The organism is Streptomyces specialis, from assembly GCF_001493375.1.
Taxonomy (GTDB): domain Bacteria; phylum Actinomycetota; class Actinomycetes; order Streptomycetales; family Streptomycetaceae; genus Streptomyces; species Streptomyces specialis.
Map to the genome: position 1 here is coordinate 325,279 of NZ_LN929896.1, position 26,861 is coordinate 352,139.

Here is a 26,861-nt window from a genome sequence, read left to right on the forward strand (position 1 = left end):
CATCCATCACCGACGGGCTCGTTCCGGCGCCTGAGCCGGACCGTGGGCGGTCACCCCAGATTCCTCCGGGGTGGCCGCCCTTTGCCCTTCCACGGCCTCGGCCGCGCGCAGCAGCTCGGCGACCGCCGCGCCGCGCGTGTAGACCCCGGGGAGGCCGGGCTCGCCGCAGCCCGCTCCCCAGGAGACGAGGCCGACCAGCCGCCCGCCGGCCACCAGAGGACCGCCGCTGTCGCCCTGGCAGGCGTCCCGGCCCCCGCCCGGTGACGCGGCGCCCCCCATCGACTCCGGGTCGAGGCGGCTGCCCGCGGCGCCCACGGCCCCGCCGGGAGCCCCGGCACCGGCCGCTTCCGGCAGCTCCGCCTCGTACGCGTCCGCGCACGCCGCGTCGTCCAGGATCCGGACCCCCGCCGAATGGAGCCGCTCGGCGTAGCCGCCGTTCCCCGAGGTGTCCCCCCAGCCCAGGACGTCGGCGGGCGTACCCGGCGTGTAGGCGGGGTCGCCCCGGTCGGCCACCGCGATGGCGGTATGCGCCGGAAGAGGCTCGACGAGGGTGAGCACGGCGACGTCACCGGCGTGCGTCCGCTCGTCGTAGGCGGGGTTGATCCACATGTCCGCCACCGACACCTCGCGCCCGTTCCCCGTGTTCAGGTCGTCACGCCCGGCGATCACCGCCAGGTCGCGCAGGTCCCCGGGCCCGCTGCCGGGGAGCGGCCGGGTCAGGCAGTGGGCGGCGGTCACCACCGTCCGGGGGCCGACGACCGCGCCGCCGCAGAACTGCCCCGAACGGGCGTCCCCGAACAGCTCCCGGCTGCCCAGCGCCACCACCCACGGACTGCGGGCCACGGGAGCGGGCCGGCCGCCCACCACCGAGACACCGGCCGCGGCGGCCGTGGACGGCGACGCCGGGCCGGGCAGCGCGGGCCAGAGCAGCAGCGCGGCGGTGAGAACGGGCAGCAGAGCGGTGCGCGACGGCCGGGACGGATACGGATGACGCATGCGGGCTCCTGGAACCGTACGGAATCCTGTAACCACCCAGCGTCACGGCGACGGCCGCGCGGCGCATCCTGAACGCGCCCGCGGCCGTCGTATCGCCGGCAGTGAGACCTGCCCGCCCCGGTGGCTCAGTCCAGGTAGTCCCTCAGCACCTGGGAGCGGGAGGGGTGACGGAGCTTGGACATGGTCTTGGACTCGATCTGGCGGATGCGCTCACGCGTCACGCCGTAGACCTTGCCGATCTCGTCCAGCGTCTTGGGCTGGCCGTCGGTGAGGCCGAACCGCATCGAGACCACGCCCGCCTCGCGCTCGCTGAGGGTATCCAGCACCGAGTGGAGCTGCTCCTGCAACAGGGTGAAGCTGACGGCGTCCGCCGGGACCACGGCCTCGGAGTCCTCGATGAGGTCGCCGAACTCGCTGTCGCCGTCCTCGCCGAGTGGGGTGTGGAGGGAGATCGGCTCGCGGCCGTACTTCTGGACCTCGACGACCTTCTCCGGGGTCATGTCGAGTTCCTTGGCCAGCTCCTCCGGGGTGGGCTCGCGGCCCAGGTCCTGGAGCATCTGCCGCTGGACGCGGGCGAGCTTGTTGATCACCTCGACCATGTGCACCGGGATACGGATGGTGCGCGCCTGGTCGGCCATGGCGCGGGTGATGGCCTGCCGGATCCACCAGGTGGCGTACGTGGAGAACTTGTAGCCCTTGGTGTAGTCGAACTTCTCGACGGCGCGGATCAGACCCAGGTTGCCCTCCTGGATCAGGTCCAGGAAGAGCATGCCGCGGCCGGTGTACCGCTTGGCGAGCGAGACCACGAGGCGGAGGTTGGCCTCCAGCAGGTGGTTCTTCGCGCGGCGGCCGTCCTCGGAGATGATCTCCAGCTCGCGCCTGAGCTTCGGGGCGATCTTGTCGGAGCTGGCGAGCTTGTCCTCGGCGAAGAGCCCCGCCTCGATGCGCTTGGCGAGCTCGACCTCCTGCTCGGCGTTGAGCAGGGGGACCTTGCCGATCTGCTTGAGGTAGTCCTTGACCGGGTCGGCGGTGGCGCCGGCCGCGGCGACCTGCTGGGCGGGAGCGTCGTCCTCGTCCTCGTCGGAGAGGATGAAGCCCTCGTTCTCCGGCTTGCCGTCGGGGCCCTCGCCCGGGGTGGCGCCCCGGACGGCCCGCTCGGTGGGCTCCTCCAGCCCCTCCTCCTCGCCCTCCAGGAACTCGTCGACGATCTCCTTCTTCGAGTCCGTCTTCTTGCCGGGGGCGGCGGTCTTCTTCGCCGCGGCGGCCTTCTTGGCGGGAGCCTTCTTCGCCGCGGCCTTCTTGGCGGGCGCCTTCTTGGCCGCCGCCTGCTTCTTCGCCGCGGACCCCGCGGCGTCGGCGTCGGCGTCGCTCAGCGGGCCGCCGGCGGTGATGTCGTCCTCGCCCCCGGGGGCCGGGTCCTCGGGGTGAGCCGTGGCCGTGGCCTTGGCGGGCGTGGTCTTGGCCGCGACGGTCTTGGTCGCCGTCCGCTTGGCCGTCGTCTTCGCGGCGACACTCTTCCGGGTGCGCTTGGGCGCCTCGGCGGCACTCACCATCAGCGTCACGCCCTCCTCGTCGAGGATCTGGTTGAGGCTGCGCAGAACGTTCTTCCACTGGGTTGACGGGATCTGGTCGGCCTCGAAGGCCCGGCGCACGTCATCGCCGGCGATCTGCCCCTCGGCCTTTCCCCGTTCGATGAGCGCCATCACAGAATCGGACTCGGCGATCTCGGCAGGGAGAGTACGGGAAGTGCTGGCCGACACGAACAACCTCTCGGAAACTCTGGGAACGGCTTGAGACCCGCCCGGTGCGAGCGGGACCGTGACCGGCGGCGGGGGGAGCCGACGGCTGCGGTGGAGCGGCGGCGGATCACTGTCCGGCCGCTGCGGCCACCTCTCCAATCATCGCGCTGTTCCCCGAAGTGTTACGCAGCTTTCGCGTGTCCCGAGTCACACCGCACGCTCGACTGTAGCGGGCCGGGGCGGAAGCGTCGCCGGAGCCCTGCCCGGACGGGGCCCGGCGACGCGTCGGTGAGCGCCGTGTCAGTGCTCGCGCGGAGCCGGAACCACATGGTCGGAGCCCGCCGGGGCCGGACCGGCCGCCGGGATCGCGGTGTCGTGGGAAAAGCTGAGGAGGTGCCGCATCGCGGTCTCGGCGGCCGGGGGTTCGCCGGACGCGATCGCGTCGACGATGCGCTGGTGCAGGGCGATGGATCCCTCGGTGGGGTGCTCGCACCCGGAGGAGGCTCCGCCGGAGACCTGGAGGGCGGAGGCGACGATGCCGGAGAGGTGCTCCAGCATCCGGTTGCCCCCGGCCTGGAGCAGCAGGCCGTGGAACTCGGCGTCCGCACGCGAGAACGTGAGGCTGTCTCCCTGGCCCAGGGCGTGGGTCATGATGTCGACCATGTCGCCGATGCGCTGGCGGATCTCGTCGGGGGCGTCGACCGCGGCGAGGCGGGCCGCGAGCGGCTCGATGGTGAGGCGCAGCTCGCTCAGCTCGCGGCGCTGGTCCTCGCGCTGCGGGCCGAAGGCCCGCCATTCGATGATGTCGGGGTCGAGCAGGTTCCAGTCGCCGACGGGCCGGACCCGGGTGCCGACGTTGGGGCGGGCGCTGACGAGGCCCTTGGCCTCCAGCACGCGCAGGGACTCGCGGACCACGGTCCGGGAGACCTCGAAGCGCTGGCCGATCTCCTCGGGGACGAGCGGGCGGTCGGCGCCCAGGTCGCCGGAGACGATCATCTGGCCGAGCTGCTGCACGAGTTGACCGTGCAGCCCCCGGCCGCGGGTGCCCGCGGCCCGGCGGCCGACGCGGCCGAGGTCCGGGTCGCCGCCGTCCCAGGCGGGGGCGTTGGTGGTGCGGGCGGCGCCGGTGGATTCGGCGTAGGAGTAGCGGTCGATCTCGCTCGGGCCGGAGCGGCCGGGGTCGGTGGAGCGAGTGGCGGTCATCATGGAGTGCGCAAGGGTAGTCACGCCTCCTTTGTCGGCGGCGCCCGTTGGCACCTTGAGGTCTTTGGTGAAAAGCACACGAAAGGGTGATCGGCGACTCCCGCATAATTGACGCCTAACCGGAAGGAAATGGACCCCGCTCGTCCAAGGCGGACACCCGGCACGGGCGTTGGGGCGCCCCGCCGCCGGAGGCCGTCGCGGCCTGGCGGGCCACGGGCCGTTTCAGCGCGGGTTGTTGCGCAGGCTGACGAGGGCGTATCCGCACAACAGCACCGTGAGCGACAGTCCGAGCGCCCAGCCGATCGGCTGGGACGCCAGGCGCACAGTCGCGGACAGCCAGCGGTCGATCCCGGACGGAAACGGAAGGGCCGACAACGCCTGCAGCCGGTCCGGCAGTCCGTCCAGCGACCGGCCGGCCGGGCTCGTCGGCAGGGCCCGCAGCGCGGGGACCAGTCCCAGGGGCACGGCGGCGACGGCGGCCAGCCCGACGGCCGTGGAACGGAAGACGCCGGCCGCGAGCAGGCCCGCCCAGGCGCAGGCGGCGGAGAGCGCGGCCGTGGTGAGGAGAACCCGCTGCCAGGGGCCGTCGATGGGGATGTCCTGGCCGAACAGGAGCGTCAGGGTCAGGGAGTTGAGGACGACTCCGGCGCAGCTCAGCAGGATCGCCGCGCCCGAGGAGACGACGAGCTTGCCGGCGAGCAGGGAAAGCCTGCGCGGCACGGGGACGCGGGCCGGGCTGAGCGCGGGATAGCGGAACTCCTGGCCGAAGGAAAGGGCCCGGAGCGCGCCCGCCACGATGGCGACCGGCGGCAGGGGCAGCGGCTGGGCCCAGCCGGTGAGCACGCGCCCGGCGGAGCGGTCACCGGCGGAGGACAGGACGAGTCCGGTCACCAGGGAGGCCAGCAGGGTGGCGGCCATCAGCCACCACCCGGTGCCCACGCCGGCCCACCGGCGCAGCTCGTAGCGCACCGGCCAGCTCGGCCCCGGCGGCGGGACGGCGGGGAGCCGGGGCGGCAGCGCCGCCGCGCCGGCCCCGGGACGGGGCGCCCGGCGTCGCGCGCGCCGGTCCGCGCCCGCCGCCCTGCCGTCGGCGCGGCGCAACGGCCCGGCCGGTGACCGGTCCCCGGAGTCCCCGATCTCGTCGGCCAGTTGATGCACCAGGACACGGTTGCGGTAGGCGATCTCCCCCACCACCGCGCAGTCGCTGCCGAAGACCGACAGCCTGCTGCCCGACTCCCGCACCACCTCCACCGGGCCGGTCCCCGCCGGGGCCGCCTCGGCGCGGAACTCCCGGGTGAGCGCCGCCGCGAGCCGGTCCGCGTGCGGCGTGCGCACGGCCACCCGAGGCCGCAGCCTCGCACGCGCGAAGTCGTCGACCACCTGATCCGCCACCAGCCGCCCGGCGTTCAGGGTGACCACACGGTCGGCGAACCGCACCGCCTCCGCCGCGCTCCGCGTGGTGACGAGCACCGCGCCGCCCTGGTCCGCGTAGCCGCGCAGCAGGGCGCGCAACCACGCGGCCTCGCGGGGGGACAGGCCGTGGGCGGGCTCGTCCAGGACGAGGGTGTGCGGGTCGCCGAGCAGCGCGACCGCCAGTCCCAGTCGCCGGTCCATGCCCAGGGAGAACCGGCCGAGCCGCTGGTCGGCGAGCCCGCTGAGCCCCACCACGTCGAGGACGTCCTCGGCCCGGCCCGCCGGGACCCCGGCCGCCGCGGCGAGCATCCGCAGATGCCCGACGGCGGTGCGGCGCGGGCGGCCGGGCACGTCACCGAGGAGAACCCCGATCTCCCGCGCCGGGTGCGGGACTCGGGCCAGCGGCCGGCCGCGGAACAGCGCGACTCCGCGCCCGGGGCAGAGTTGGAGCATCAGCCGCAGGGCGGTGGACTTGCCCGCCCCGGGCGGGCCGAGGAGCGCGGTCACGCTTCCCGGGCGCGCCTCGAAGGTGAGATCGTCAACGGTCGGGGGCCGGCCGCGCCGGGCGGCGCTGGTGAGTCCGATGGCCTGGATCATCGATTCTCCCGTTGAGCATGCACCCTCGCACGATAACGGGACATATCGGATTTTCCGCGCAACGCGCAGGCGTCGCGGCCTACACCTCGGGGCGCAGCATCGGCGGGTTGAGCAGCGTCGCGCCACCCGCTCTGAACAACTGCGCGGGACGGCCGCCCTGACGGGTCGTCGTGCCGCCGACCGGCACCAGGAAACCGGGCGTCCCGGTCACCTTCCGGTGGAAGTTGCGCGGATCGAGGGCGACTCCCCACACCGCTTCGTACACCCTGCGCAGCTCGCCGACCGTGAACTCCGCCGGGCAGAACGCGGCGGCGAGCGAGGAGTACTCGATCTTGGACCGGGCGCGTTCGACCCCGTCTGCGAGGATGCGCGCGTGGTCGAACGCGAGCCGGTCGACGGGACCGCCGTCGGTGGAGCCCAGCAGCCGCGCCACGGGCGTCCACTGGGCGCTGCCCGCGTCACCTCCCGCGGTGGGGGCGGGCAGATCCGGAGCGAGCACCAGATGAGCCACGCTGACCACGCGCATCCGCGGATCGCGGTGCGGATCGCCGTAGGTCGCGAGCTGTTCGAGATGGGCACCCGCGTGCCGGCTCTCCGAGTCCTGCGCCCGCAGCCCCGTTTCCTCGGCCAGCTCCCGCGCGGCGGCCGAGGCCAGGTCCTCGTCGACCCGCACGAACCCGCCGGGGAGCGCCCACCGGCCCCGGTGCGGTTCCTCGGCCCGGCGCACGGTGAGGGCGCACAGCGCATGCCGCCGGACGGTGAGCACGACCAGATCGACGGTGACGGCGAACGGCGGGAAGTCCGACGGGTCGTAGGGCATGCCGTGATCATAGGGGGACCCACGACGGGAGTCAGAGCCTGCGGGCGGCCCGCTGCTGGCGCATGCAGCGGCGCAGTGGCTCGGGGTCGAGACCGTCGTTGCAGGCTTGATGCAGCAGCCTGGCGAAGACGTACTCCGGGTCGGTCTCCAGGGCCAGACCGAGCGCCACCTGGGCCCCGGGCTCGTCGCCCGAGGACCAGGCGACCCAGCCGGCGAGGGTGAGCGGAGCCGCCGCGTGCCCGCGGTAGGCCGCGACACAACGCCGGGAGAGGGCACGCCACAAGCGGAGCGCGACCTCGGCGTCGGCGCCCTCCATCCACTCGGCGGCCCGGTCGCGGCTGACCCGGTCCTGCAGGCCGAGGATGAGCAGCGCGGCGTCGTCGGAGGTGAGCAGGGCGTCGTCGGTCGCGTCGGCCGCCGCGTCGCCGGGGTCGGCCGGGGCGGGGGCGCGGCGGAAGCGGCCCATCAGCCGCTCGGCCAGCTCCGTGGTCTCCGCGCGGACCGAGGCCGCCGCCGGGGGGCCGGCGAGCATTCTCGGTGTGAGCACGGCCGCCGCCGCGTCCAGCGCCCTGAGCTGCCGGGCTCCCGCGGGCCCGTCGAGCGGCGCGAACCGCCGTCTCAGCTCGGTGAGCGAGCCGCGGACCTCGATCCCCGCGTAGGCCGCGGCCACGGCCATCGCCGAAGTGCCCGCCCGGGGCAGCTCGTTCCCCTCGCCGGTGCAACAGCCCGGCTCCACGCAGCAGTACGACCAGTAGCGGTCGCGGGTCACGTAGAGCGCCTCGCAGACGGGAACTTCGAGGGCGCCGCACGTGGTGCGCAGCCGCTGGGCCAGCGGCCGGAGCCGCTCCATGGTGTCCTGGGCCCGGCCCTGGCCCGGTGGCGCCTGGCAGAGGTAGACGACCGCCGCCTCGGGGCGGTCGCCCCGGGCCTCGCTGTTCTCCACGAGGCAGGCGGCGAGCTCGTCGGCGGTCGCGTTCCACTCCTCGGGATTCCCGGGGATGGCGGTGCGGATCCGGCCGCCGAGGCGACCGCGCGGCCCGTGCAGGCCGATGAGGACGATCGAGTCGTCCGGGTGGTAACCCAGCAGGTAGGGCAGGGCGTCGGCCAGCTCGGCGGGGCCGCGCAGCTTGACGCGGCAGTCGGACAGGGACAGTTCGGGAGCGGATCCGCTGTGTCGGGTCATGGCGGGAGGATGCCGTTTCGGGGCCCTTCGGCGTCGTCGGCCGTCCACAGCACCGTCCGTCCGTCATACGAGTCATAAGAATGAATGGGTTTTCCACAGGGCGGTTGGCGGGAAGGCCCGCTCATCGGCTTGCATGGGGGCATGCGACAGCCATCGGCGGGCCGGACCCCGCCTTCCGACCCGGTGACCGGGGATCTGCGCGCGGCGGCGGACGCCACGCTCGCCCGCCTCGTCGGTGACCCCGGGGCCCGGCTCCGCACCGATCAGTGGCGCGCCATCGAGGCGCTCGTCGTCGAGCGGCGGCGGGCGCTGGTGGTGCAGCGCACCGGCTGGGGCAAGTCCGCGGTGTACTTCGTGGCCACTGCGCTGCTCAGGGAGCGCGGCAGCGGCCCCACGGTGATCGTGTCCCCGCTGCTGGCCCTCATGCGGAACCAGATCGGGGCCGCCGCCCGGGCCGGGGTCCGGGCCCGCTCGATCACCTCGGCGAACATCGAGGAGTGGGACGCGGTGCGGGCCGAGGTGGAGGCCGGCTCCGTCGACGTGCTCCTCGTCTCCCCCGAGCGGTTGAACAATCCGGACTTCCGGGATCAGGTCCTGCCCCGGCTGGCCGCGACGACCGGCCTGCTCGTGGTCGACGAGGCGCACTGCATCTCCGACTGGGGCCATGACTTCCGGCCGGACTACCGCCGGTTGCGCACCCTGCTCGCCGGTCTGCCGCCGGGGGTGCCGGTGCTGGCCACCACGGCGACGGCCAACGCGCGGGTGTCGGCGGACATCGCCGAGCAGTTGGGCACCGGCGCCGACACGGCCGAGGCCCTGGTGCTGCGCGGGCCGCTGGACCGGGAGAGCCTGCGGCTGTCCGTCCTGCGGCTGCCGGACGCGGCGCACCGGCTCGCCTGGCTCGACGGCGCCCTGAGCCGGCTTCCCGGCTCCGGCATCATCTACACGCTGACCGTCGCCGCCGCCGAGGAGGTGGCCGCCCATCTCACCGGGCGCGGGCACCGGGTCTCCGCCTACACCGGCCGCACGGAGCACGCGGACCGCCAGGCCGCGGAGGACGACCTGCTGGGGAACCGGGTGAAGGCCCTGGTGGCCACCTCGGCGCTGGGCATGGGATTCGACAAGCCCGACCTGGGCTTCGTGGTCCACCTCGGCTCCCCCTCCTCCCCCATCGCGTACTACCAGCAGGTGGGCCGCGCCGGGCGCGGAGTGGCGCACGCGGAGGCGCTGTTGCTGCCCGGTCCTGAGGACGAGGCGATCTGGCGGTATTTCTCGTCGCTCGCCTTCCCGCCGGAGGATCAGGTCCGCCGCACTCTCCAGGTCCTCGCGGAGGCCGGCCGGCCCCTGTCGCTGCCCGCGCTGGAGCCGCTGGTGGACCTGCGGCGCTCGCGGCTGGAGATGATGCTCAAGGTCCTGGACGTCGACGGCGCGGTGCGCCGGGAGCGGGGCGGCTGGACCGCGACCGGCGTCCCGTGGGAGTACGACGCCGCCCGGTACGAGCGGGTGGCGGCGCAGCGCGAGGCGGAGCGGCAGGCGATGCGGGCTTACGCGGCGTCGCCCGGCTGCCGCATGGAGTTCCTGCGCCGCCAGCTCGACGACGAGGAGGCGGCGCCCTGCGGCCGGTGCGACGTCTGCGCGGGAAGCCCGTTCGGGCCCGAGGTGGAGCCCGCCGCCCTGGACGCCGCCCGGGGCGAGCTGGCCCGGCCGGGGACGCCGGTCGAGCCGCGCCGCATGTGGCCGTCCGGGCTGCCCGCGGCCGGTGTCGATCTCAAGGGGCGCATCCCGGCCGGCGAGCAGGCCGCGCCGGGCCGTGCGCTGGGACGGCTCTCCGACATCGGCTGGGGGAACCGGCTGCGTCCGCTGCTCGCCCCCGGCGCCCCGGACGCCCCCGTGCCGGATGACGTGGTGGACGCGGTCGTCGCCGTGCTCGCCGACTGGGCGCGGGCTCCCGACGGCTGGGCGTCCGGCGCCCCCGGGGCGCCGGGGCGGCCGGTCGGCGTCGTCACCGTCGGCTCGGCGTCGCGGCCCCGCCTGGTGCGTTCGCTCGGCGAGCGGATCGCCGCCGTGGGCCGGATACCGCTGCTGGGCACGGTGGAGCGGGAGCCGGGCGCCGCGTCGGCGGGCCGGGGCAACAGCGCGCAGCGGGTGCGGGCGTTGAACGGCTCGCTGCGGCTGCCGCCGGAGTCGGCGGAGGCGGTGCGGGCCGCGGGTGGTTCCCTGCTGCTCGTCGACGACTTCACCGACTCGGGCTGGACGCTGGCCCTCGCGGCGCGGCTGCTGCGCACCTCGGGCGCCGGGGAGGTGCTGCCGCTGGTGCTGGCCGTGCAGGGCTGACGGCGCGGGCCGGGGACCTGAGTCAGAACATGCCGAGCTGGCCGGTGCTCTCCAGGGACTCCGCCGCCGGGGAGCCACGGTGCGAGGGCAGCTTGAGGTGGCGCCAGCGGGGCAACGCGTCGAGATAGGCCCATGTTCTGCGGTGGTGCGGGGTCGGGCCCAGCTCCTCCAGCGCGGCCCGGTGCGTGGGCGACGGGTAGCCGGCATTGCTGTCGAAGCCGAACTCGGGGTGCTCCGGGGCCAGTTCGGCGAGCATGGCGTCGCGTCGCACCTTGGCGATGACCGAGGCGGCGGCCACCGCCACGCAGGACTGGTCTCCCTTGATGACCGTCCGCACGCGCCAGGGCTCGCCCAGGTAGTCGTGCTTGCCGTCCAGGATCACGGCGTCCGGTCGCTCCGGGAGGGCCTCCAGCGCCCGGACGGCCGCCAGCCGCAGCGCGGCCGTCATGCCGAGGCGGTCGATCTCGCCGGGCGAGGCGTGGCCGAGGGCGTGGGCCGTGACCCAGTCGGTGAGCACGGCCGCCAGCGCGATCCTGCGCTGCGGTGTCAGCAGCTTGGAGTCGGTGAGCCCGTCCGGCGGGCGGCGCAGCCCGGTGACGGCGGCGCAGACGGTGACCGGTCCGGCCCAGGCCCCGCGACCGACCTCGTCGACACCGGCGACCAGCCGGGCACCGGTGGTGGCGCGCAGGGACCGCTCGACGCGGTGCGTGGGAGGCTCGTACGGCATGACGCGGGCCAGCCTATGTGCACCAGCCCTCGAAGGGCCTCTCGGGGGTGTACCAGTGCTCGAAGGGCCGGTCGAGGTGGTAGCGGCCGTCGCGCCCGAGCAGCAGTTCCCGGGTCTCCCCGTTGCCCGGGTTGGACAGCGACTCGAACTCCGCGACCGACCAGTGCAGCCAGCGCATGCAGAACAGGCGCATCGTCAGCCCGTGGGTCACCAGCAGCACGTTGGGCGGATGGTCCGGCTCCTCGAAGCTGCGCCAGAGGCTCTCCAGGAAGGCACCGACCCGGTCGTAGACATCGGCACCCGACTCCCCTTGGGCGAAGCGGTAGAAGAAGTGCCCGTACGCGTCGCGGGACCGTTTCTGCCGGAGCACGTCCTCGCGGTCCTGCCAGTTGCCCCAGTCCTGTTCGCGCAGCCGAGGCTCCTCGCGCACCCGCACCAGGGAGGGGTCGAGGCCCAGGGCGTGGAACGTCTCGTGCGTCCGGCGGTACGGGGAGACATACGCGGACACCCGCTCCCGCCCGAAGACCGCGCGCAGCCGCTGCCCGGCGGCCTCGGCCTGTCGCCTGCCCTTCTCCGTCAGCGCCAGCGCGTGATCGGGAACGTGTTCGTAGACGGAGTCGTCATAGTTCCCCTGGGACTCTCCGTGCCGCAGGAGGACGATGCGCCGGGGCTGTGCCATGGAGTCAGCCTAGTTCGGCGGCGCGGGCGGAGCCGGTCGCTCCGCTGGCACCCGTCAGACCGTCCAGGACGGTTCCATGTCGATCACGTCGCCGGCGATCGCCGTGACATCGGCACCGGTCTGGGCGCGCAGCGCCAGCCGTTCCACCCGCTCGGTGCGGTACTTGGCGCGTTCCGCCGCCGAGTCCCACATGGACAGCACCAGGAACTCGCAGTCCGGCTCGGCCTCGGCGAACACCCCCCGCAGCATGCCGGGCGAGCCGGCCATCGCCGGGTTCCACACCTTCTCCTGCATCAGCGCGAAGTGCTCGGCCCGCTCCCGGCGGACCCGGCAGTGCGCCACCCGCAGCAGATCGGCTTCGGTGAAGCGCGGCTCGAATCCCATCTTGACGTCGAAGCGGTACTGGAAGAGCCGCACCCGCATGTCCTGGAAGGTGCCGTTCTGCGCCGCCGCGAGCCGGTCGTGGGAGCGGGCCATGAACGAGTCGTAGAACGCGCGGCTCTCCCAGAAACCGAAGAGATGCGCGACACCCGGCCGGGTCCGGCTCCAACCGCCGCCCTGGGCCCGGAACCCCGGCTCGCCGAGCAGCCCCGCCCACTTCCGCTGCCCGCGCTCGAAGCCGACTCGGTCGACCACAGCGCACCGCATCCACTTGACCAGCACCGCGCCATCGTACGGCCAACTCACGCCAGGGGCGCACGACATCGGAGATCACGCGGCCACCCCGGCACGCACGCCCCACCCAAGCTCACCGCGCCGCCAGGAAGTCCCCGAACGCGACCCGGCCCACCGCGCGGTCCGGCGCCAGCAGCGCGCCCTCCCGCACCGCGCGGAACGTCCGGCCCGGCAGCCGCAGCGGCACCACCGGCCGGAGCCCCGCCACCCGCCCGGTCGCCCGCGCCGCGGCCCGCGTCAGCTCACGCGCCGTACGGATCTCCGGCCCCGCCATATCCGCGACCCGTCCCCCGGGCTCCCCGACGGCGAGCCGCGCCAGCCGCTCGCCCACCTCGCGCGCCGACACCGGCTGCAACCGCACCCCGCCGCCCAGCGTGAACACCACCGGCAGCCACCGCTGCGCCGCCACCACCCGGGTGATCAGTTCGTGGAACTGGGTGGCCCGCAGCACCGTCCAGGGCAGCCCGGACTCCGCGACGATCCGCTCGCACTCCGCCTTGGCCCGGTAATAGGGGAAGCCCGGCGCCCGGTCGACACCGACGATCGAGACGTACACCAGATGGGCCACCCCCGCGTCCCGCGCCGCGTCCGTCAGCCGCCGCGTCATCGCCACATCGCGCGGCCCGGCCGCCGTCGCGCAGTGCACCACGGCATCGGTCCCGGCCAGCGCCGCCCCGAGCCCGTCGCCACTCCCCAGGTCGCCCCGCACCCCGGCTCTTATCCACATCCGACCCTGCCGGCGAAGGGGCTAGTGGAGGAACTGGCGGGCCGCCCATCACGAACAAGACCAGCGCGAAGGCGAGCTAGGCTGGTCGTGAGCGACACCCTCTTCGTCGGCACCGGCAGTAGAGCGCGTCCAACAGATGTCAGATGTGTATAAGAGCCCGCCCGCGCGGCCCCCCCCCCCCCCCCCTCGTCCCGCCCCCGGCGGCTGAGCACCCGCACCTCGTGCTCGTCCTCCAGCAGCCGGCGCACGACCTCACGGCCGAGCGTCCCCGTACCGCCGGTCACCAGAATCACGCTGTTCACGATCGCCCCATGGGTTGTCGCCTTCCGCCGCCTCCATCCTCACGGAACCGGCCGGAACGCGCAGCCGCGCCCGGGCACCACCGTGCCCCCCACCGCGCGCGGCACGGCGGGGGGCACCGGGGACCGTCAGCTACAACCGCTGGTGGAGCCGCAGCCCTCGCACAGGTAGCAGCTTCCGGCGCGGCGCATCTTGGTGCCGCAGGACAGGCACAGCGGCGCGTCCGCGTTCAGACCGTGCTGGATCTCCAGCAGCTCGGTGGAGCTGTGCGCCTCCTTCGGCGCGGGCCGCTCCTCCTCCGGGGCCGCCACCGCGGGCGGGCCGGACGCCGCGCCACCGGCCGGGGGGGCCGACTGCGCCTGGAGAGGAGCGGACTGCGAGAGCCCCTCGACGTCCATGTCCTCGTCGGACGGCTCGTAGGAGCCGGTCTCCAGATGCCGCTGCCGCTCGCCCGCCGTGTGGATGCCCAGGGCCGACCGCGTCTCGAAGGGCAGGAAGTCCAGCGCCAGCCGGCGGAAGATGTAGTCCACGATGGACTGCGCCATCCGGACGTCCTGGTCGTCGGTCATGCCGGCCGGCTCGAAGCGCATGTTGGTGAACTTCGAGACGTACGTCTCCAGCGGCACGCCGTACTGGAGGCCCACCGAGACGGCGATCGAGAAGGCGTCCATCATGCCCGCGAGGGTGGAGCCCTGCTTGGACATCTTCAGGAAGACCTCGCCCAGCCCGTCGTCCGGGTAGGAGTTCGCCGTCATGTAGCCCTCGGCGCCGCCCACCGTGAACGAGGTGGTGATCCCGGGCCGGCCCTTCGGCAGCCGCTTGCGGACGGGCCGGTACTCCACGACCTTCTCCGGCTCGGGCGCCACCGCGGAACCGGTGGCCCGCTCGCCCTCCCCTTCCTTCTTCTTCGCGGAGAGCGGCTGGCCGACCTTGCTGTTCTCCACGTACACCGCGAGCGCCTTGACGCCGAGCTTCCACCCCTGGAGGTAGATCTCCGCGACGTCGTCGGCGGTGCTGGTACTCGGCATGTTGACCGTCTTGGAGATGGCGCCGCTGAGGAACGGCTGGGTCGCCGCCATCATCCGCACATGGCCCATCGGCGCGATCGACCGCTCGCCCATCGCGCAGTCGAAGACCTCGTAGTGCTCCGCCCGCAACCCCGGGGCGTCCACGACATTGCCGTGCTCGGCGATGTGCGCGACGATCGCCTCGACCTGCTCCGGCTGGTATCCCAGACGCTTGAGTGCCTTGGGCACCGTGTTGTTCACGATCTGCATCGAGCCGCCGCCGACCAGCTTCTTGAACTTCACCAGCGCCAGGTCGGGCTCGATGCCCGTGGTGTCGCAGTCCATCATCAGGCCGATGGTGCCGGTCGGGGCCAGCACGGACGCCTGGGCGTTGCGGAACCCGTGCTTCCTGCCCAGACGCAGCACGTCCCGCCACGCCTCGGTGGCCGCCGCCCAGACCGGGGTGTCCAGGTCGTCCATCCGCTTCGCGGCGTCGTTGGCGTCGGCGTGCTGGCGCATGACCCGGTTGTGGGCGTCCGCGTTACGGGCGTACCCGTCGTACGCGCCGACGACCGCGGCCAGTTCGGCCGAGCGACGGTAGGAGGTACCGGTCATCAGCGAGGTGATGGCGCCGGCCAGGGCCCGGCCGCCGTCCGAGTCGTACGCGTGGCCGGTCGCCATCAGCAGCGCGCCGAGGTTGGCGTAGCCGATGCCGAGCTGGCGGAAGGCGCGCGTGGTCTCGCCGATCTTCCGGGTCGGGAAGTCCGCGAAGCAGATGGAGATGTCCATCGCGGTGATGACCAGTTCGACGACCTTGGCGAACCGGACCGCGTCGAACGACTGGTGGCCCTCGCCGTCGTCGGCGAGGAACTTCATCAGGTTCAACGACGCCAGGTTGCAGCTCGAGTTGTCCAGGTGCATGTACTCGCTGCACGGGTTCGACGCGGTGATCCGGCCGGACTCGGGCGAGGTGTGCCAGTGGTTGATCGTGTCGTCGTACTGGATGCCCGGGTCGGCGCAGGCGTGGGCGGCCTCGGCCATCTTGCGGAACAGGCCGCGCGCGTCGACCTCCTCGATGATCTCGCCGCTGGTCCTCGCCCGCAGGCCGAACCGGTCACCGGCCTCCACGGCCCGCATGAACTCGTCGGTGACGCGCACCGAGTTGTTCGCGTTCTGGTACTGCACCGACGTGATGTCGTCGCCGCCCAGATCCATGTCGAAGCCCGCGTCCCGCAGCGCGCGGATCTTCTCCTCCTCCTTCACCTTGGTCTCGATGAAGGCCTCCACGTCCGGGTGGTCCACGTCCAGCACGACCATCTTGGCCGCCCGGCGCGTCGCGCCGCCCGACTTGATCGTCCCGGCCGACGCGTCCGCGCCGCGCATGAAGGAGACGGGACCCGAGGCGTTGCCGCCGGAGGAGAGCAGTTCCTTGGAGGAACGGATGCGCGACAGGTTCAGGCCCGCGCCCGAACCGCCCTTGAAGATCATCCCCTCCTCCTTGTACCAGTCGAGGATCGACTCCATGGAGTCGTCGACGGAGAGGATGAAACAGGCGCTGACCTGCTGCGGCTGCTTGGTGCCGACGTTGAACCACACCGGCGAGTTGAAGCTGAAGATCTGGTGCAGCAGCGCGTACGCCAGCTCGTGCTCGAAGACCTCGGCGTCCTCCGGGGAGGCGAAGTACCCGAAGTCCTCACCGGCGCGGCGGTACGTCCGCACCACACGGTCGATGAGCTGCTTGAGGCCGGTCTCGCGCTGCGGGGTGCCGACCGCGCCGCGGAAATACTTGCTCGTGACGATGTTGACCGCGTTCACCGACCAGAAGTCGGGGAACTCGACGCCGCGCTGCTCGAAGTTGATCGAGCCGTCGCGCCAGTTGGTCATGACGACGTCACGGCGCTCCCACACCACCTCGTCGTAAGGGTGCACGCCGGGGGTGGTGTGGACGCGCTCGATCCGCAGACCCTTGCCGCCCTTGCCACCCCTGGCACGGGAGCCTCGTGCCGGGCCGCTCGTCGTCTCAGTCATTCCGCCTCCCTGATCGGGCATAACGCCCTGGTGCGACCCGGCCCGGGGGCGGGGTCACGTGGTGTCTTTCCATCGGCCGGAGCGCCGCGATGCGCCCCGGTCAGCTCTTGTCGGCGCCGGTCCGCGCGGGCGGGGGCCCCGGCCGTTCGCCGTCCGCGGGGAATCCCTCGCGCAGTTCGGCGATGGCGGCCTCGAAGTCCTCCAGCGAGTCGAAGGCCCGGTAGACGGACGCGAAGCGCAGATAGGCCACCAGGTCCAGCTCGCGGAGCGGCCCGAGTATGGCCAGGCCGACGTCGTGCGTGGACAGCTCGGCGCTGCCGGTCGCGCGCACCGCCTCCTCGACGCGCTGGCCGAGCTGGGCGAGGGCGTCCTCGGTCACGGGGCGGCCCTGGCACGCCTTGCGCACCCCGGCGATCACCTTGTTCCGGCTGAACGGCTCCGTGACGCCGCTGCGCTTGATCACCATGAGCGAGGCGGTCTCCACCGTGGTGAACCGCCGGGAGCAGTTCGGACACTGGCGGCGGCGGCGGATCATGGTGCCGTCGTCGGCGGTACGGCTGTCGACGACGCGGCTGTCGGGGTGCCGGCAGAAGGGGCAGTGCATGGTTCTCTCCCTTTCCCGACCACTGGGACCGCTCCGGCGGCCATGCCGGAGGCCGCTCCGACCGCTTGGTGACGCAGCGTGCCGACGCGGGATGCGCGGGCACGACGCCGCAGCCTCGCCGGGCTGTTCGAACAACCCGCCGGGGCGATCCCCAGCATAGGCGATAACGGCCACACGTGATGACCCGGGACACAATTTGTAGGGAGCCACCAGTCAGCAAACCACTACATCTAGGGGTCGGCTGTCAATATCGTCGGACCATCGCCGGACCGGGTGTCGCGCCGCGACAAACCGGGACCCGGGGTCGGACGAGCGGGAGCCGCATGGGAGGCTATCGCACAGGCGGTTACCGTTCGCGGCCGACCCGCCGGGAACGGCGGTGTCATACACCCGGTTTTGGGCTCCCGTCAGGCGATCTGCGATATTTCACTCGAACGTGTGTTTGGCGCAACCTTTCGATAGCAACTACCGTTGTCTGACTAGCGCGTACCACCGAGAAGGGGCCGACATGACCACCGCAGCAGACGACGCCATCACCGCCGCTGAGCGCCGCCAGGACCGGCTGGGGCCCCCCGGCGCCACGCCCGCCCGCTCGCTGCCCGGCCGGCCACCGGGTATCAGGGCCGACAGCTCCGGCCTCACCGACCGTCAGCGCCGGGTCATCGAGGTCATCCGCGACTCCGTCCAGCGCCGGGGATACCCTCCGTCGATGCGGGAGATCGGCCAGGCCGTGGGGCTCTCCAGCACCTCGTCCGTGGCCCACCAGCTCATGGCGCTGGAGCGCAAGGGCTTCCTCCGCCGCGACCCGCACCGCCCCCGGGCCTACGAGGTGCGCGGCTCCGACACGCCCACCCCCCAGGCCGCGGACACGGCCGGCAAGCCCGCCGCCTCCTATGTCCCGCTGGTCGGCCGGATCGCGGCCGGCGGCCCGATCCTCGCGGAGGAGTCCGTCGAGGACGTCTTCCCCCTGCCCCGCCAGCTCGTCGGGGACGGCGAGCTGTTCGTGCTGAAGGTCGTCGGGGACTCGATGATCGAGGCCGCCATCTGCGACGGCGACTGGGTCACGGTCCGCCGCCAGCCCGTCGCGGAGAACGGCGACATCGTGGCCGCCATGCTGGACGGCGAGGCCACCGTGAAGCGCTTCAAGCGGGAGGACGGCCAGATCTGGCTGCTGCCGCACAACGCCGCGTACCAGCCGATCCCCGGCGACGAGGCGACCATCCTCGGCAAGGTCGTCGCCGTCATGCGCCGGATCTGACGCGCCGCGCCGACCGCCCCCTGCTCCTCATGGTGCGGCGGCCCGTGCCGCCGCGTCGATCGCGGCGAGCGACCGGCGCGCCTGATTGCGGTCGGGCGTGTACCAGAAGTCGGGCATGGAGGCGCGGAGGAACGCTCCGTACCGCGCCTTCGCCAGCCGGGGGTCCAGCACGGCAACGACGCCGCGATCCCCCGTGGCCCGGATCAGCCGCCCCGCCCCTTGCGCCATCAGCAGCGCGGCGTGCGTCGCGGCGCCCGCCATGAACCCATTGCCCCCCGCTTCCTCGACCGCCTTCTGCCGGGCGCTGACGAGCGGGTCGTCCGGGCGGGGGAACGGGACGCGGTCCATCACCACGAGCTGACAGCTCGGCCCCGGCACATCCACGCCCTGCCAGAGCGAGAGCGTGCCGAACAGGCAGGTGCGCGGATCGTCGGCGAACGTCCGGATCAGCTCCCCCAGCGTCTCCTCTCCCTGGAGCAGGATCGGCATGTCCAGCCGCCCCCGTAGCTCCTCGGCCGCCGCCTGCGCGCCCCGCATCGAGGAGAACAGCCCGAGCGTCCGCCCGCCCGCCGCCTCCACCAGCTCGGCCAGCTCGTCCAGCATGTCGGCGCGGCTGCCCTCCCGGCCGGGCGGCGACAGGTGCTGCGCGACGTAGAGAATGCCCTGCTTCCGGTAGTCGAACGGCGAGCCCACGTCCAGGCCCTTCCACTCCGGGAACTCCTCGCCGTGCCGCCCCTCCGGGGCCAGGCCCAGGGAGGCGCCGACGCCGTTGAAGTCGCCGCCCAGCTTGAGCGTCGCCGAGGTGAGCACCACCGAGCGCTCCGCGAACAGCTTCTCCCGCAGCAGCCCCGAGACGGACAGCGGCGCCACCCGCAGGGACGCGCCATACCGGTCGTGCCGCTCGAACCAGACCACGTCGTACTCGGAGCCCTGGGTGATCCGGTCCGCCACGTCCTGGATCGTCTCGATCGAGGCCAGCGCCTGCTTGCGCACCGCGTCCTCGTCGGCCACCGACGCGTCCCGCGTGTTCCCCAGCGCGGTGATCACCGCGCGGGACGCGTCCCGCAGCGCGGCCAGCGCGTACCCCAGCTCCTCCGGAAGCTCCTCCAGCCGCCCCGGCAGCGCCAGCTCCATCAGCCGCTCAAAGGTCTCGGACGCCGTCTGCAACTGGTCCGCGATCTTCTCGTCGATGAGCCGGGCCGCCCGCCGCACCGCGCGGTTGACCGATCCGGGGGTCAGCTCGCCGGTGGCGACGCCGGTCACCCGGGACACCAGCTCGTGCGCCTCGTCGACGATCAGCACGTCGTGCCCGGGCAGCACCGGAGCGCCCTCGATGGCGTCGATGGCCAGCAGCGCGTGGTTGGTGACGATGACCTCCGCCAGCTTCGCCCGCTCCCGGGCGGCCTCGGCGAAGCACTCCGCCCCGTACGCGCACCGGCTGGCCCCCAGGCACTCCCGCGACGCGACCGACACCTGCGACCAGGCCCGGTCCGAAACGCCGGGCGTCAGGTCGTCGCGGTCCCCGGTCTCGGTCTCGTCGGCCCAGTCGCGCAGCCGCAGCAGGTCCTTGCCCAGCCTGCTGGTCGGCCCCCCGACCGCCTGCTGAGCGGCCTCGAAGGGGTCGAACAGCCCGTCCTCGTCCTCCTGCGGCACGCCCTCGTGCAGGCGGTGCAGACACAGATAGTTCGACCGGCCCTTGAGCGTGGCGAACTCGGGACGGCGGCGCAGCAGCGGGCGCAACGCGTCGACCGTGCGCGGCAGGTCCCGCTCGACAAGCTGCCGCTGGAGCGCCAGCGTCGCGGTGGCGACGACGACGCGGTCGCCCCGCGCCACCGCCGGCACCAGATACCCCAGCGACTTACCGGTCCCCGTGCCCGCCTGGACCAGCAGATGCGTGCCGTCCTCGATGGCCGCGGCCACCGCCTCCGCCATGGCGACCTGGCCCGGCCGCTCCGCGCCGCCCACGGCGGCGACGGCGGCGCGCAGCAGGTCGGTGAGGGCGGGCCCGGCGGACTCCCCCGACTCCCCGCCCTCTCGCGGCTCCTCGGACTCGGACAACTCGATGGGCGCGGAGGGCTCCCCGGATGTGACAGTCATAGGGCAGTCACCTTACGCGGCGGCTCCGACAACCGTGGCCCGCGCCCGGGAGCGCGCGACGGAATCGGGACAGCCCCGCGCACGGTCCCCCGGCCCGGCCAACCACCGCCGCCGCCGGGCGGTTTCCGCACGGACGAGTGACCGGGCACGGGCCGCTCAGCGGTCCCTGATCATCAGCGCCGCACACTTGCCCGGCAGCTCGGCGTCGGTCACCCTGCGGAAGCCCGCGGCGCGGAAGGCCGCCAGCGAGGCGGCGTTGCGCACGTCGGGCTCGGCGACGACGCGGGCGCAGCGCGGCCGGTTGCGCAGCACGAGGTCCACGACGCCGCGCAGCAGCGCGGTGCCCAGCCCCCGGCCCCGGTCCTCGGCGCTGCCGATCAGGACGTGCACCCCGGTGTCGTGGAGCCGCGACGGGTAGTACCGGGCGAGCGGGTCCAGATCGGCGCGGTAGATCTCCCAGTAGCTCATCGGCAAGCCGTCCAGGACGCCGAGGCAGGGCCGGCTGCGGCCGTCGCCGTCGAGCTGCCGCGCGATGTGCGCGGCCGTGTCCTCGTCCGGGCCCGCCAGCCGCCAGAAGGCGTGCACCTCCGGGTCGTTCATCCAGGTGGCGATGAGCGACAGGTCGCGGGCGAGGTGGACGGGGATGAGCTGGAAGACGCCGACGGCGGTGGCGATGGGGCCCCAGTCGCCGACGTTGTCCAGCAGGTCGGGCCGGTCCGCCGCCGGTCGCTCGCCGTCGCCGTACCCGGCGGGTGCGCCGGTCAGGTCGGGCGGCAGTTCGAGGTCCGCGGTGTCCTCGCCGTCGTCGGTGCCGGGGACGGGCACGGCGCCTCCTTCGCGCTTCGGGATCCGCTCCGGGATCCGCCGGGTGTGTGTCAGGACGTGACGAGCGGGTTGGCGACGGTGACGTACACGGACTGGCCGTCGACCGGGCCGACCAGCTCGTCCAGACCGCGCAGCCGGGTGAGGAGGTTGGCCTTGCAGCGCAGGGTCCTGGCCCCGAGCAGGTGGGCGACCAGCGGCGAGACGGGCCCGTCGCCCGCGCCGCGCGCCTCCCCCGCCAGGAAACCGCGGAACGCCGCGAGCAGCACCTCCTCGTCGGCCAGGCCCTGGGAGCCGAACGCGCCGATCAGCCCGAACACGTTGTTGACGCCGAGGTAGTAGGCGAAGCGCTCGTCGGCGACCTCGTCGGCCACGAAGGTGTCCGAGTCCTCGCCGACGCCCGGCAGCCGCCGCCGGAGCGCGTCGCGGTGCGAGGCGCGGAAGTAGTACCCCTGGTTGTCGCGGAACCGGCCGCCGGCCGGCCACCCGGCCGCGTCCAGCAGCACGACGGTGTTCTGCTGGTGGGCCTCCAGCGCGATGCCCGCCCGCCCGTCGAGCCAGAGCAACGGCCGGACCACCGCCCGGAGATAGCGCAGCAGCCACTCGGCGGCGACGGCCGGGACGGCGCGCCCGGTGCGCTCCGCCAGCGCCCCGACGAGGACGCCGAGCCGCGACCGCAGCTCCCGCTCCGGCCGGCCGGGCCACGGGCGGAGCGCGGTCAGCGCGGCCAGGCAGAGCGCGTCGTCGTCCGGCCCGAACGGGCTGTGCCGCAGGACGGTGTCCAGGCCGGGAACGGGCCGCCCCGCGGTGTCGTCGACGCCGAGCCAGGCCGGGTCGCGGACGATGTCGAACCCGGGGCCCTCGGGGAACGCCGCACGCCACTCGGCGCCGAGCCCGCCCGCCAGCAGACGGTGTGCCTCGACGCCTCGGTGCGACTCCTTGCGGAGGTTCTCGCGGCGGGAGTTGGTGATCCGCAGCCCCAGCGACAACTTGAGCATGGCCGGCGCCCCGGGCCGGTGGACCGTGCGCACCGAGGACGTGGGGTGCCAGAACTCCCCGTGCTCGCCGAGGTCGTGCAGCAGCCCCGCGTCCAGCAGCGCGGCGACCGCCGGCCGGCGCACCACGTCGCGCGCCGGCCACGGATGCAGCGGCAGCGGCGCGGTCCCGGCGGGCAGCGCCAGCCCGCCCCCGGCGGGCCGGGCGGCCAGCGCCTCGGCGGGCACGGGCGTGCCCGCCTCGGGCCAGGCCGAGCCGGGGGCGAGCACGGAACGGTCCACCGCCAGCCCGCGCAGCCGGAACGCGCCGCGCAGCTCCGGCGACCAGCGGCCCGCCTCCTCCCCGGCCAGCCCCTCCCGGCTCTTGGCCGCCGGGTGGAACGGGTGCCCGAACAGCAGCGACTGCTCCGCGTCGAGGAACGCGTGCCCGTGCGCCGCCGGGCCGGGCCGGGCCCGGCGCGCGGCCAGGAACGCGGCGGTCCGCAGGGCGGAGTCCGCGACCCTGCCCACCAGGGCGGTGGCCTCCGCGTCCCCGTCCGGGCCGCGGTCCGCGCCGCCCTCGCGGGCCAGCAGCGCGGCGAGCGTGACGGCGTCCACCGGCCCGGCCCCGGCGGGCGCCCCCACCAGCGCGGGCGCGCCGAACCGGTGCCAGCCGGTGGCCGACCAGTGCCGTACGGGGATCCGCAGCGCGGCGCCGGACGCGGGCAGCGGGAGCCGCAGTTCGCCGCCGGCGGGCCGGGCGGCGTCCGTCTCGCGCACCCAGCAGCGCAGCAGGTTCTCCACACAGGCGGCGTCGGCGGCCCGGCCGGGGTCGGCGTGCTCCAGCGGGTCGGCACCGGCGAGTCCGCCGCACTTTCCCACCGGGCCGTCCTGCGCCGTGCCGCCGCGTCGCTGGCGGGGCACCGTGGGGTCGAGGATCCGGGCGAGACGGCCGAGGACCGGCTGCCGTTCCCGCCCGGTGTCCGGATCTGGCCGGTAACGTGCGTTCATCCGTGTGCGGCGCGCGACCGATCCGTACCGGAACCGGCCCTCCGCGCCTCCTCCTTCGTCGCTGTTCACCGAGGTCAGGGGCGTTCCCCCATCCGTGGTAACGACGGCGGGCGCCGGTGATCACGGGCATGTGGCAAACTCCTTCGACGCGCCCCCACGACCGGAACGGAACCGCGGACCCGGCTGCCGCCGTCCAGAGCAACACCGGCATAGTTGGGGGGCACTTCGGCCACGCCGGAGAGCGTGTCACCACCGGATTCGTTAAGCATTCTCAGGGGGAAAACACCCATGTCATCGATACCCAGGCAGCGGCCACGGCGCCGCGCCGCCCTCGCGGCCACGGCGATGGCCGCCGCTCTCGCGCTGACCGCCACCGCGTGCAACGGGGACGACGACTCGGACGCCTCGGCGCAGCCCACCGAGGAGGCGAGCACCGGCGACGAGCAGCTCCAGGACCTGATCGACAATCTGCCGTTCGAGTTCGACGTCGAGGCCTGGATGGACGGCGCCTGGGCGGAGTGGGACGAGGAGACCTGGCTCCGCGAGATCGGTGACTTCGTCAACCCGATCATCGACGGTCTGTGGGACCAGGACCGGATGGAGGAGGCCGAGGACCCGGGGCAGTCGATCGAGGACGACCAGATCGACGAGGACCAGAACGCGCCCGAGGCCGACGACCCGATGGCCGACCGGGGCATCACCGACCCCGAGCCCGCGCCCGTCGGGGCCGAGCAGGTACCGACGCCCTACACCGAGAACGGCGCCCCGATCGGCAAGGTGTTCTTCGACAGCCCCGAGGGCCCGATGGTCTGCTCCGGCACCGTCATCAAGGACCCGAACGCGCCCGGCCAGTCGAACCTGGTCGCCACCGCCGGCCACTGCGTGCACGCCGGCGCGGGCGGCGGCTGGTACCGCAACCTGAGCTTCGTCCCGGCCTACAACAACAACGGCCTGACCCCGGAAGAGGTCAACTCCGCGGCCTACGAGGACGTCGCGCCCTACGGCGTCTGGTGGGCGAACTACGTCTCGACCACCCAGTACTGGATCGACAACGGCAGCGCGATGGGCGGCGGCGGCGCGCACGGCGACTTCGCGGTCATGTCGGTCGAGCCGGAGAACGGCAGCGGCCTCTCCCTGGAGGAAACCGTCGGCGCCGCCCTCGACGTCAACTTCGACGCCCCCGCGGTCTCCGGCCTCGGCGCGGTGACGCTGTACGGCTTCCCGGCGGGCGACCCGTACGACGGCGCCCTGATGTACAGCTGCGTCGACTACCCGGGCCGTCTGTCGCTCGACGCGACGATGCCCGTCATGTACTGGGCCGGCTGCACCATGACCGGTGGCTCCTCGGGCGGCCCCTGGCTGCGCACCAACGAGAACGGCGACCCGGAGCTGGTCTCGGTCAACTCCATCGGCCCGATGGAGAGCACCTGGCTCGCGGGGCCGCGGCTCGACGTGGAGGCGCAGGACGTCCTGGACTACGTGAGTTCCGAGGTCAACGGCGGCTGACCGTCCCCGGAACACACGAGGGGCCCGGCACCCACCCCGCGGTGGGTGCCGGGCCCCTCGGCGTCGGCTCGCTGTGACGGCGCTACGCGCGGGCCACGGCCAGCGGGCTGCGCGTCGTGTCCGATCCCGGCACCGGCTCGGACGGGTCCTCGCCGAGCCGCACCACGCGGTTCGCGGCGTCCACGTGCACGACGGCGGGCTTCATCCGGCGGGCCTCGGCGTCCTCCACCTGCGCGTAACTGATCAGTATGACCAGATCGCCCGGCTTGACGAGGTGGGCGGCGGCGCCGTTGATCCCGATGACACCCGAGCCGCGTTCGCCCTCGATGACATAGGTCTCCAGGCGGCTTCCGTTGGTGATGTCCACGATGTGGACCAGCTCGCCCGGCAGCAGATCCGCGGCCTCCATGAGGTCCGCGTCCACGGTGACCGAGCCGACGTAGTGGAGGTCGGCCTCGGTCACCGTGGCACGGTGGATCTTCGACTTGAACATGGTGCGCAACACGATGCAGCTCTCCCGGCTCTTTCTGGGGTCGCGTTCCCGGGCGGGATACGCGCCGTCCGGACCATGCTAAACCGCGTACTACCCGCTGGTACCCGCCGGGACGAAAGGCTCCAGCGCGGCGGCCAGCTCGGCGTGCACCCGGGCCTTGAGCAGCGTGCCCTCTCCCGTGTGCTCCTCCACCAGAACCTCGCCCTCCGCGTGCACCCGGGAGACCAGCGCCCCCTCGGTGTACGGCACCAGGGCCTCCAGCTCGACCTCGGGGTGCGGCAGCTCCGCGTCGATCCAGGCCAGCAGCTCGGGGATGCCCTGCCCGGTGTGCGCCGAGATGGCGATCGCCCGCTTCTCGGCGCGCAGCAGGCGCTGGAGGGTGAGCTCGTCGGCGGCGTCCGCCTTGTTCACCACCACGATCTCCGGGATGTCCTTCGCCCCGACCTCGTTGATCACCTCGCGGACGGCCGCGAGCTGCTCCTCGGGCACCGGGTGCGAGCCGTCCACCACGTGCAGGATCAGGTCGGCGTCGCCGACCTCCTCCATCGTGGAGCGGAACGCCTCGACCAGGTGGTGCGGCAGATGCCGCACGAACCCGACGGTGTCGGCCAGCGTGTACAGCCGGCCGCTGGGGGTCGTGGACCTGCGCACGGTCGGGTCGAGGGTGGCGAACAGCGCGTTCTCCACCAGCACGCCCGCGCCGGTGAGCTGGTTGAGCAGCGAGGACTTGCCGGCGTTGGTGTACCCGGCGATGGCGACCGAGGGCACCTTGTTGCGGTGCCGCTCCTGCCGCTTGAGGTCGCGGCCGGTCTTCATCTCCGCGATCTCCCGGCGCATCTTCGCCATCTTCTCGCGGATCCGCCGCCGGTCGGTCTCGATCTTGGTCTCACCGGGGCCGCGGGTCGCCATGCCGCCGCCTCCGCTGGATCCGCCGCCGCCCATCTGACGCGACAGCGACTGACCCCAGCCGCGCAGCCGCGGCAGCATGTACTGCATCTGCGCCAGGGAGACCTGCGCCTTGCCCTCGCGGGACTTGGCGTGCTGGGCGAAGATGTCGAGGATCAGGGCGGTGCGGTCGACCACCTTCACCTTGACGACATCCTCCAGGTGGATGAGCTGGCCGGGGCTGAGCTCACCGTCGCACACGACGGTGTCGGCGCCGGTCTCCAGCACGATGTCCCGCAGCTCCTTGGCTTTGCCGGAGCCGATGTACGTGGCGGGATCGGCCTTGTCGCGGCGCTGGATCACTCCGTCCAGGACGACGGCGCCGGCGGTCTCGGCCAGCGCGGCGAGCTCCGCGAGGGAGTTCTCCGCGTCCCGGGCCGTGCCGGAGGTCCAGACGCCCACCAGCACGACGCGCTCCAGGCGCAACTGGCGGTACTCGACCTCGGTGACGTCCTCGAGCTCGGTCGAGAGCCCCACGACGCGACGGAGCGCTGCCCGCTCGTCGCGGTCGAACTGCTCGCCGTCCCGCTCCTCGTCGAAGGTGCTCCGGGCTGCGTCCTCATCCATCAGGGCGTCGGCCCGGCGACCGGCTGCGCCGCGCTGGTTGGTGTCCTGTGGAAGGGAAGAGAAGGTCAATGCGGTCCTTAAGGTCGGATGAAAGGGACTGCTTCTCCCGCAACGCCCGGGCGGTCCGGAACATTCCGCCGCCCCCGGAAGCAGATT

Annotated in this window: 21 protein-coding genes; 3 read left to right on the forward strand and 18 right to left on the reverse strand. The window is 73.4% G+C overall.

All coding sequences use genetic code 11. From position 1 onward, the window contains the following. Positions 1-6: 6 nt before the first annotated feature. The 6 genes from BN2279_RS19685 to BN2279_RS19710 all read right to left on the reverse strand — a co-directional run bounded on the left by BN2279_RS19685 (position 7) and on the right by BN2279_RS19710 (position 7,951). Positions 7-996: a S1 family peptidase gene (locus BN2279_RS19685; protein ID WP_079032321.1), complete on the reverse strand. Its 990-nt coding sequence runs from the start codon at positions 994-996 to the stop codon at positions 7-9. A 125-nt stretch (positions 997-1,121) separates the two neighbouring features. Next, positions 1,122-2,762 (reverse strand): RNA polymerase sigma factor, encoded by a 1,641-nt coding sequence (locus tag BN2279_RS19690; protein ID WP_079032322.1) that lies wholly within the window; start codon positions 2,760-2,762, stop codon positions 1,122-1,124. Between the two features lie 273 nt (positions 2,763-3,035). Then, the gene (locus BN2279_RS19695; protein WP_079032323.1) at positions 3,036-4,016 is read right to left on the reverse strand and encodes a FadR/GntR family transcriptional regulator; all 981 of its coding nucleotides are present in this window, start codon (positions 4,014-4,016) and stop codon (positions 3,036-3,038) included. Positions 4,017-4,160: 144 nt separating this feature from the next. Continuing rightward, positions 4,161-5,948, reverse strand: a complete 1,788-nt coding sequence (locus BN2279_RS19700; RefSeq protein ID WP_059011482.1) for an ABC transporter ATP-binding protein — start codon at positions 5,946-5,948, stop codon at positions 4,161-4,163. Between the two features lie 79 nt (positions 5,949-6,027). Next, positions 6,028-6,768, reverse strand: coding sequence for an NUDIX hydrolase (locus BN2279_RS19705; RefSeq protein WP_059011484.1), 741 nt, complete (start codon positions 6,766-6,768; stop codon positions 6,028-6,030). Between the two features lie 31 nt (positions 6,769-6,799). After that, the gene (locus BN2279_RS19710) at positions 6,800-7,951 is read right to left on the reverse strand and encodes a DUF4192 domain-containing protein (RefSeq protein ID WP_059011485.1); all 1,152 of its coding nucleotides are present in this window, start codon (positions 7,949-7,951) and stop codon (positions 6,800-6,802) included. Positions 7,952-8,092: 141 nt separating this feature from the next. On the opposite strand from BN2279_RS19710, the gene BN2279_RS19715 reads away from it, so the two are divergent. Beyond that, complete coding sequence (locus BN2279_RS19715; protein ID WP_059011487.1) at positions 8,093-10,285, forward strand: DEAD/DEAH box helicase; 2,193 nt, start codon at positions 8,093-8,095, stop codon at positions 10,283-10,285. Between the two features lie 22 nt (positions 10,286-10,307). Here the strand turns inward: BN2279_RS19715 and BN2279_RS19720 are convergent, their stop codons facing one another. From BN2279_RS19720 to nrdR, 7 genes are all read right to left on the reverse strand, one after another. Next, positions 10,308-11,012, reverse strand: coding sequence for a ribonuclease HII (locus BN2279_RS19720; RefSeq protein ID WP_059011489.1), 705 nt, complete (start codon positions 11,010-11,012; stop codon positions 10,308-10,310). A gap of 13 nt (positions 11,013-11,025) precedes the next feature. Further along, on the reverse strand, positions 11,026-11,691 hold the full coding sequence (locus BN2279_RS19725) for a histidine phosphatase family protein (RefSeq protein WP_059011490.1): 666 nt from the start codon (positions 11,689-11,691) through the stop codon (positions 11,026-11,028). Between the two features lie 54 nt (positions 11,692-11,745). Continuing rightward, a complete protein-coding gene (locus BN2279_RS19730) occupies positions 11,746-12,354 on the reverse strand; it encodes a YdbC family protein (protein ID WP_059011492.1) in 609 nt (202 codons plus the stop codon). An 85-nt stretch (positions 12,355-12,439) separates the two neighbouring features. Next, on the reverse strand, positions 12,440-13,093 hold the full coding sequence (locus tag BN2279_RS19735; protein WP_079032324.1) for an SDR family oxidoreductase: 654 nt from the start codon (positions 13,091-13,093) through the stop codon (positions 12,440-12,442). Beyond that, a complete protein-coding gene (locus tag BN2279_RS31545; RefSeq protein WP_079032325.1) occupies positions 13,084-13,395 on the reverse strand; it encodes an NAD-dependent epimerase/dehydratase family protein in 312 nt (103 codons plus the stop codon). The genes BN2279_RS19735 and BN2279_RS31545 overlap by 10 nt, the downstream gene beginning before the upstream one ends. Positions 13,396-13,521: 126 nt before the next feature. Then, on the reverse strand, positions 13,522-16,428 hold the full coding sequence (locus BN2279_RS19740; RefSeq protein ID WP_059011496.1) for a vitamin B12-dependent ribonucleotide reductase: 2,907 nt from the start codon (positions 16,426-16,428) through the stop codon (positions 13,522-13,524). 100 nt (positions 16,429-16,528) lie between these two features. Then, positions 16,529-17,032, reverse strand: a complete 504-nt coding sequence (nrdR, locus tag BN2279_RS19745; protein WP_059011498.1) for a transcriptional regulator NrdR — start codon at positions 17,030-17,032, stop codon at positions 16,529-16,531. Positions 17,033-17,540: 508 nt separating this feature from the next. On the opposite strand from nrdR, the gene lexA reads away from it, so the two are divergent. Continuing rightward, complete coding sequence (gene lexA, locus BN2279_RS19750) at positions 17,541-18,290, forward strand: transcriptional repressor LexA (RefSeq protein WP_059011500.1); 750 nt, start codon at positions 17,541-17,543, stop codon at positions 18,288-18,290. Between the two features lie 27 nt (positions 18,291-18,317). Here the strand turns inward: lexA and BN2279_RS19755 are convergent, their stop codons facing one another. The 3 genes from BN2279_RS19755 to BN2279_RS19765 all read right to left on the reverse strand — a co-directional run bounded on the left by BN2279_RS19755 (position 18,318) and on the right by BN2279_RS19765 (position 23,194). Continuing rightward, positions 18,318-20,387 carry an ATP-dependent DNA helicase gene (locus BN2279_RS19755; RefSeq protein WP_079032326.1) on the reverse strand — a complete coding sequence of 690 codons (2,070 nt, stop codon included), beginning with the start codon at positions 20,385-20,387 and terminating at the stop codon, positions 18,318-18,320. A 156-nt stretch (positions 20,388-20,543) separates the two neighbouring features. Beyond that, on the reverse strand, positions 20,544-21,248 hold the full coding sequence (locus BN2279_RS30770) for a GNAT family N-acetyltransferase (protein ID WP_407702288.1): 705 nt from the start codon (positions 21,246-21,248) through the stop codon (positions 20,544-20,546). 14 nt (positions 21,249-21,262) lie between these two features. After that, on the reverse strand, positions 21,263-23,194 hold the full coding sequence (locus BN2279_RS19765) for an IucA/IucC family protein (RefSeq protein ID WP_059012588.1): 1,932 nt from the start codon (positions 23,192-23,194) through the stop codon (positions 21,263-21,265). A gap of 288 nt (positions 23,195-23,482) precedes the next feature. Between BN2279_RS19765 and BN2279_RS19770 the strand changes: the two genes are divergently transcribed. Then, complete coding sequence (locus tag BN2279_RS19770) at positions 23,483-24,700, forward strand: trypsin-like serine peptidase (protein WP_059011504.1); 1,218 nt, start codon at positions 23,483-23,485, stop codon at positions 24,698-24,700. A gap of 82 nt (positions 24,701-24,782) precedes the next feature. Here the strand turns inward: BN2279_RS19770 and panD are convergent, their stop codons facing one another. After that, a complete protein-coding gene (gene panD, locus BN2279_RS19775) occupies positions 24,783-25,205 on the reverse strand; it encodes an aspartate 1-decarboxylase (RefSeq protein WP_059011506.1) in 423 nt (140 codons plus the stop codon). 78 nt (positions 25,206-25,283) lie between these two features. Continuing rightward, entirely contained in the window at positions 25,284-26,774 is a 1,491-nt protein-coding gene (gene hflX / locus BN2279_RS19780; RefSeq protein WP_059011509.1) for a GTPase HflX, read from the reverse strand. Positions 26,775-26,861: the final 87 nt, after the last annotated feature.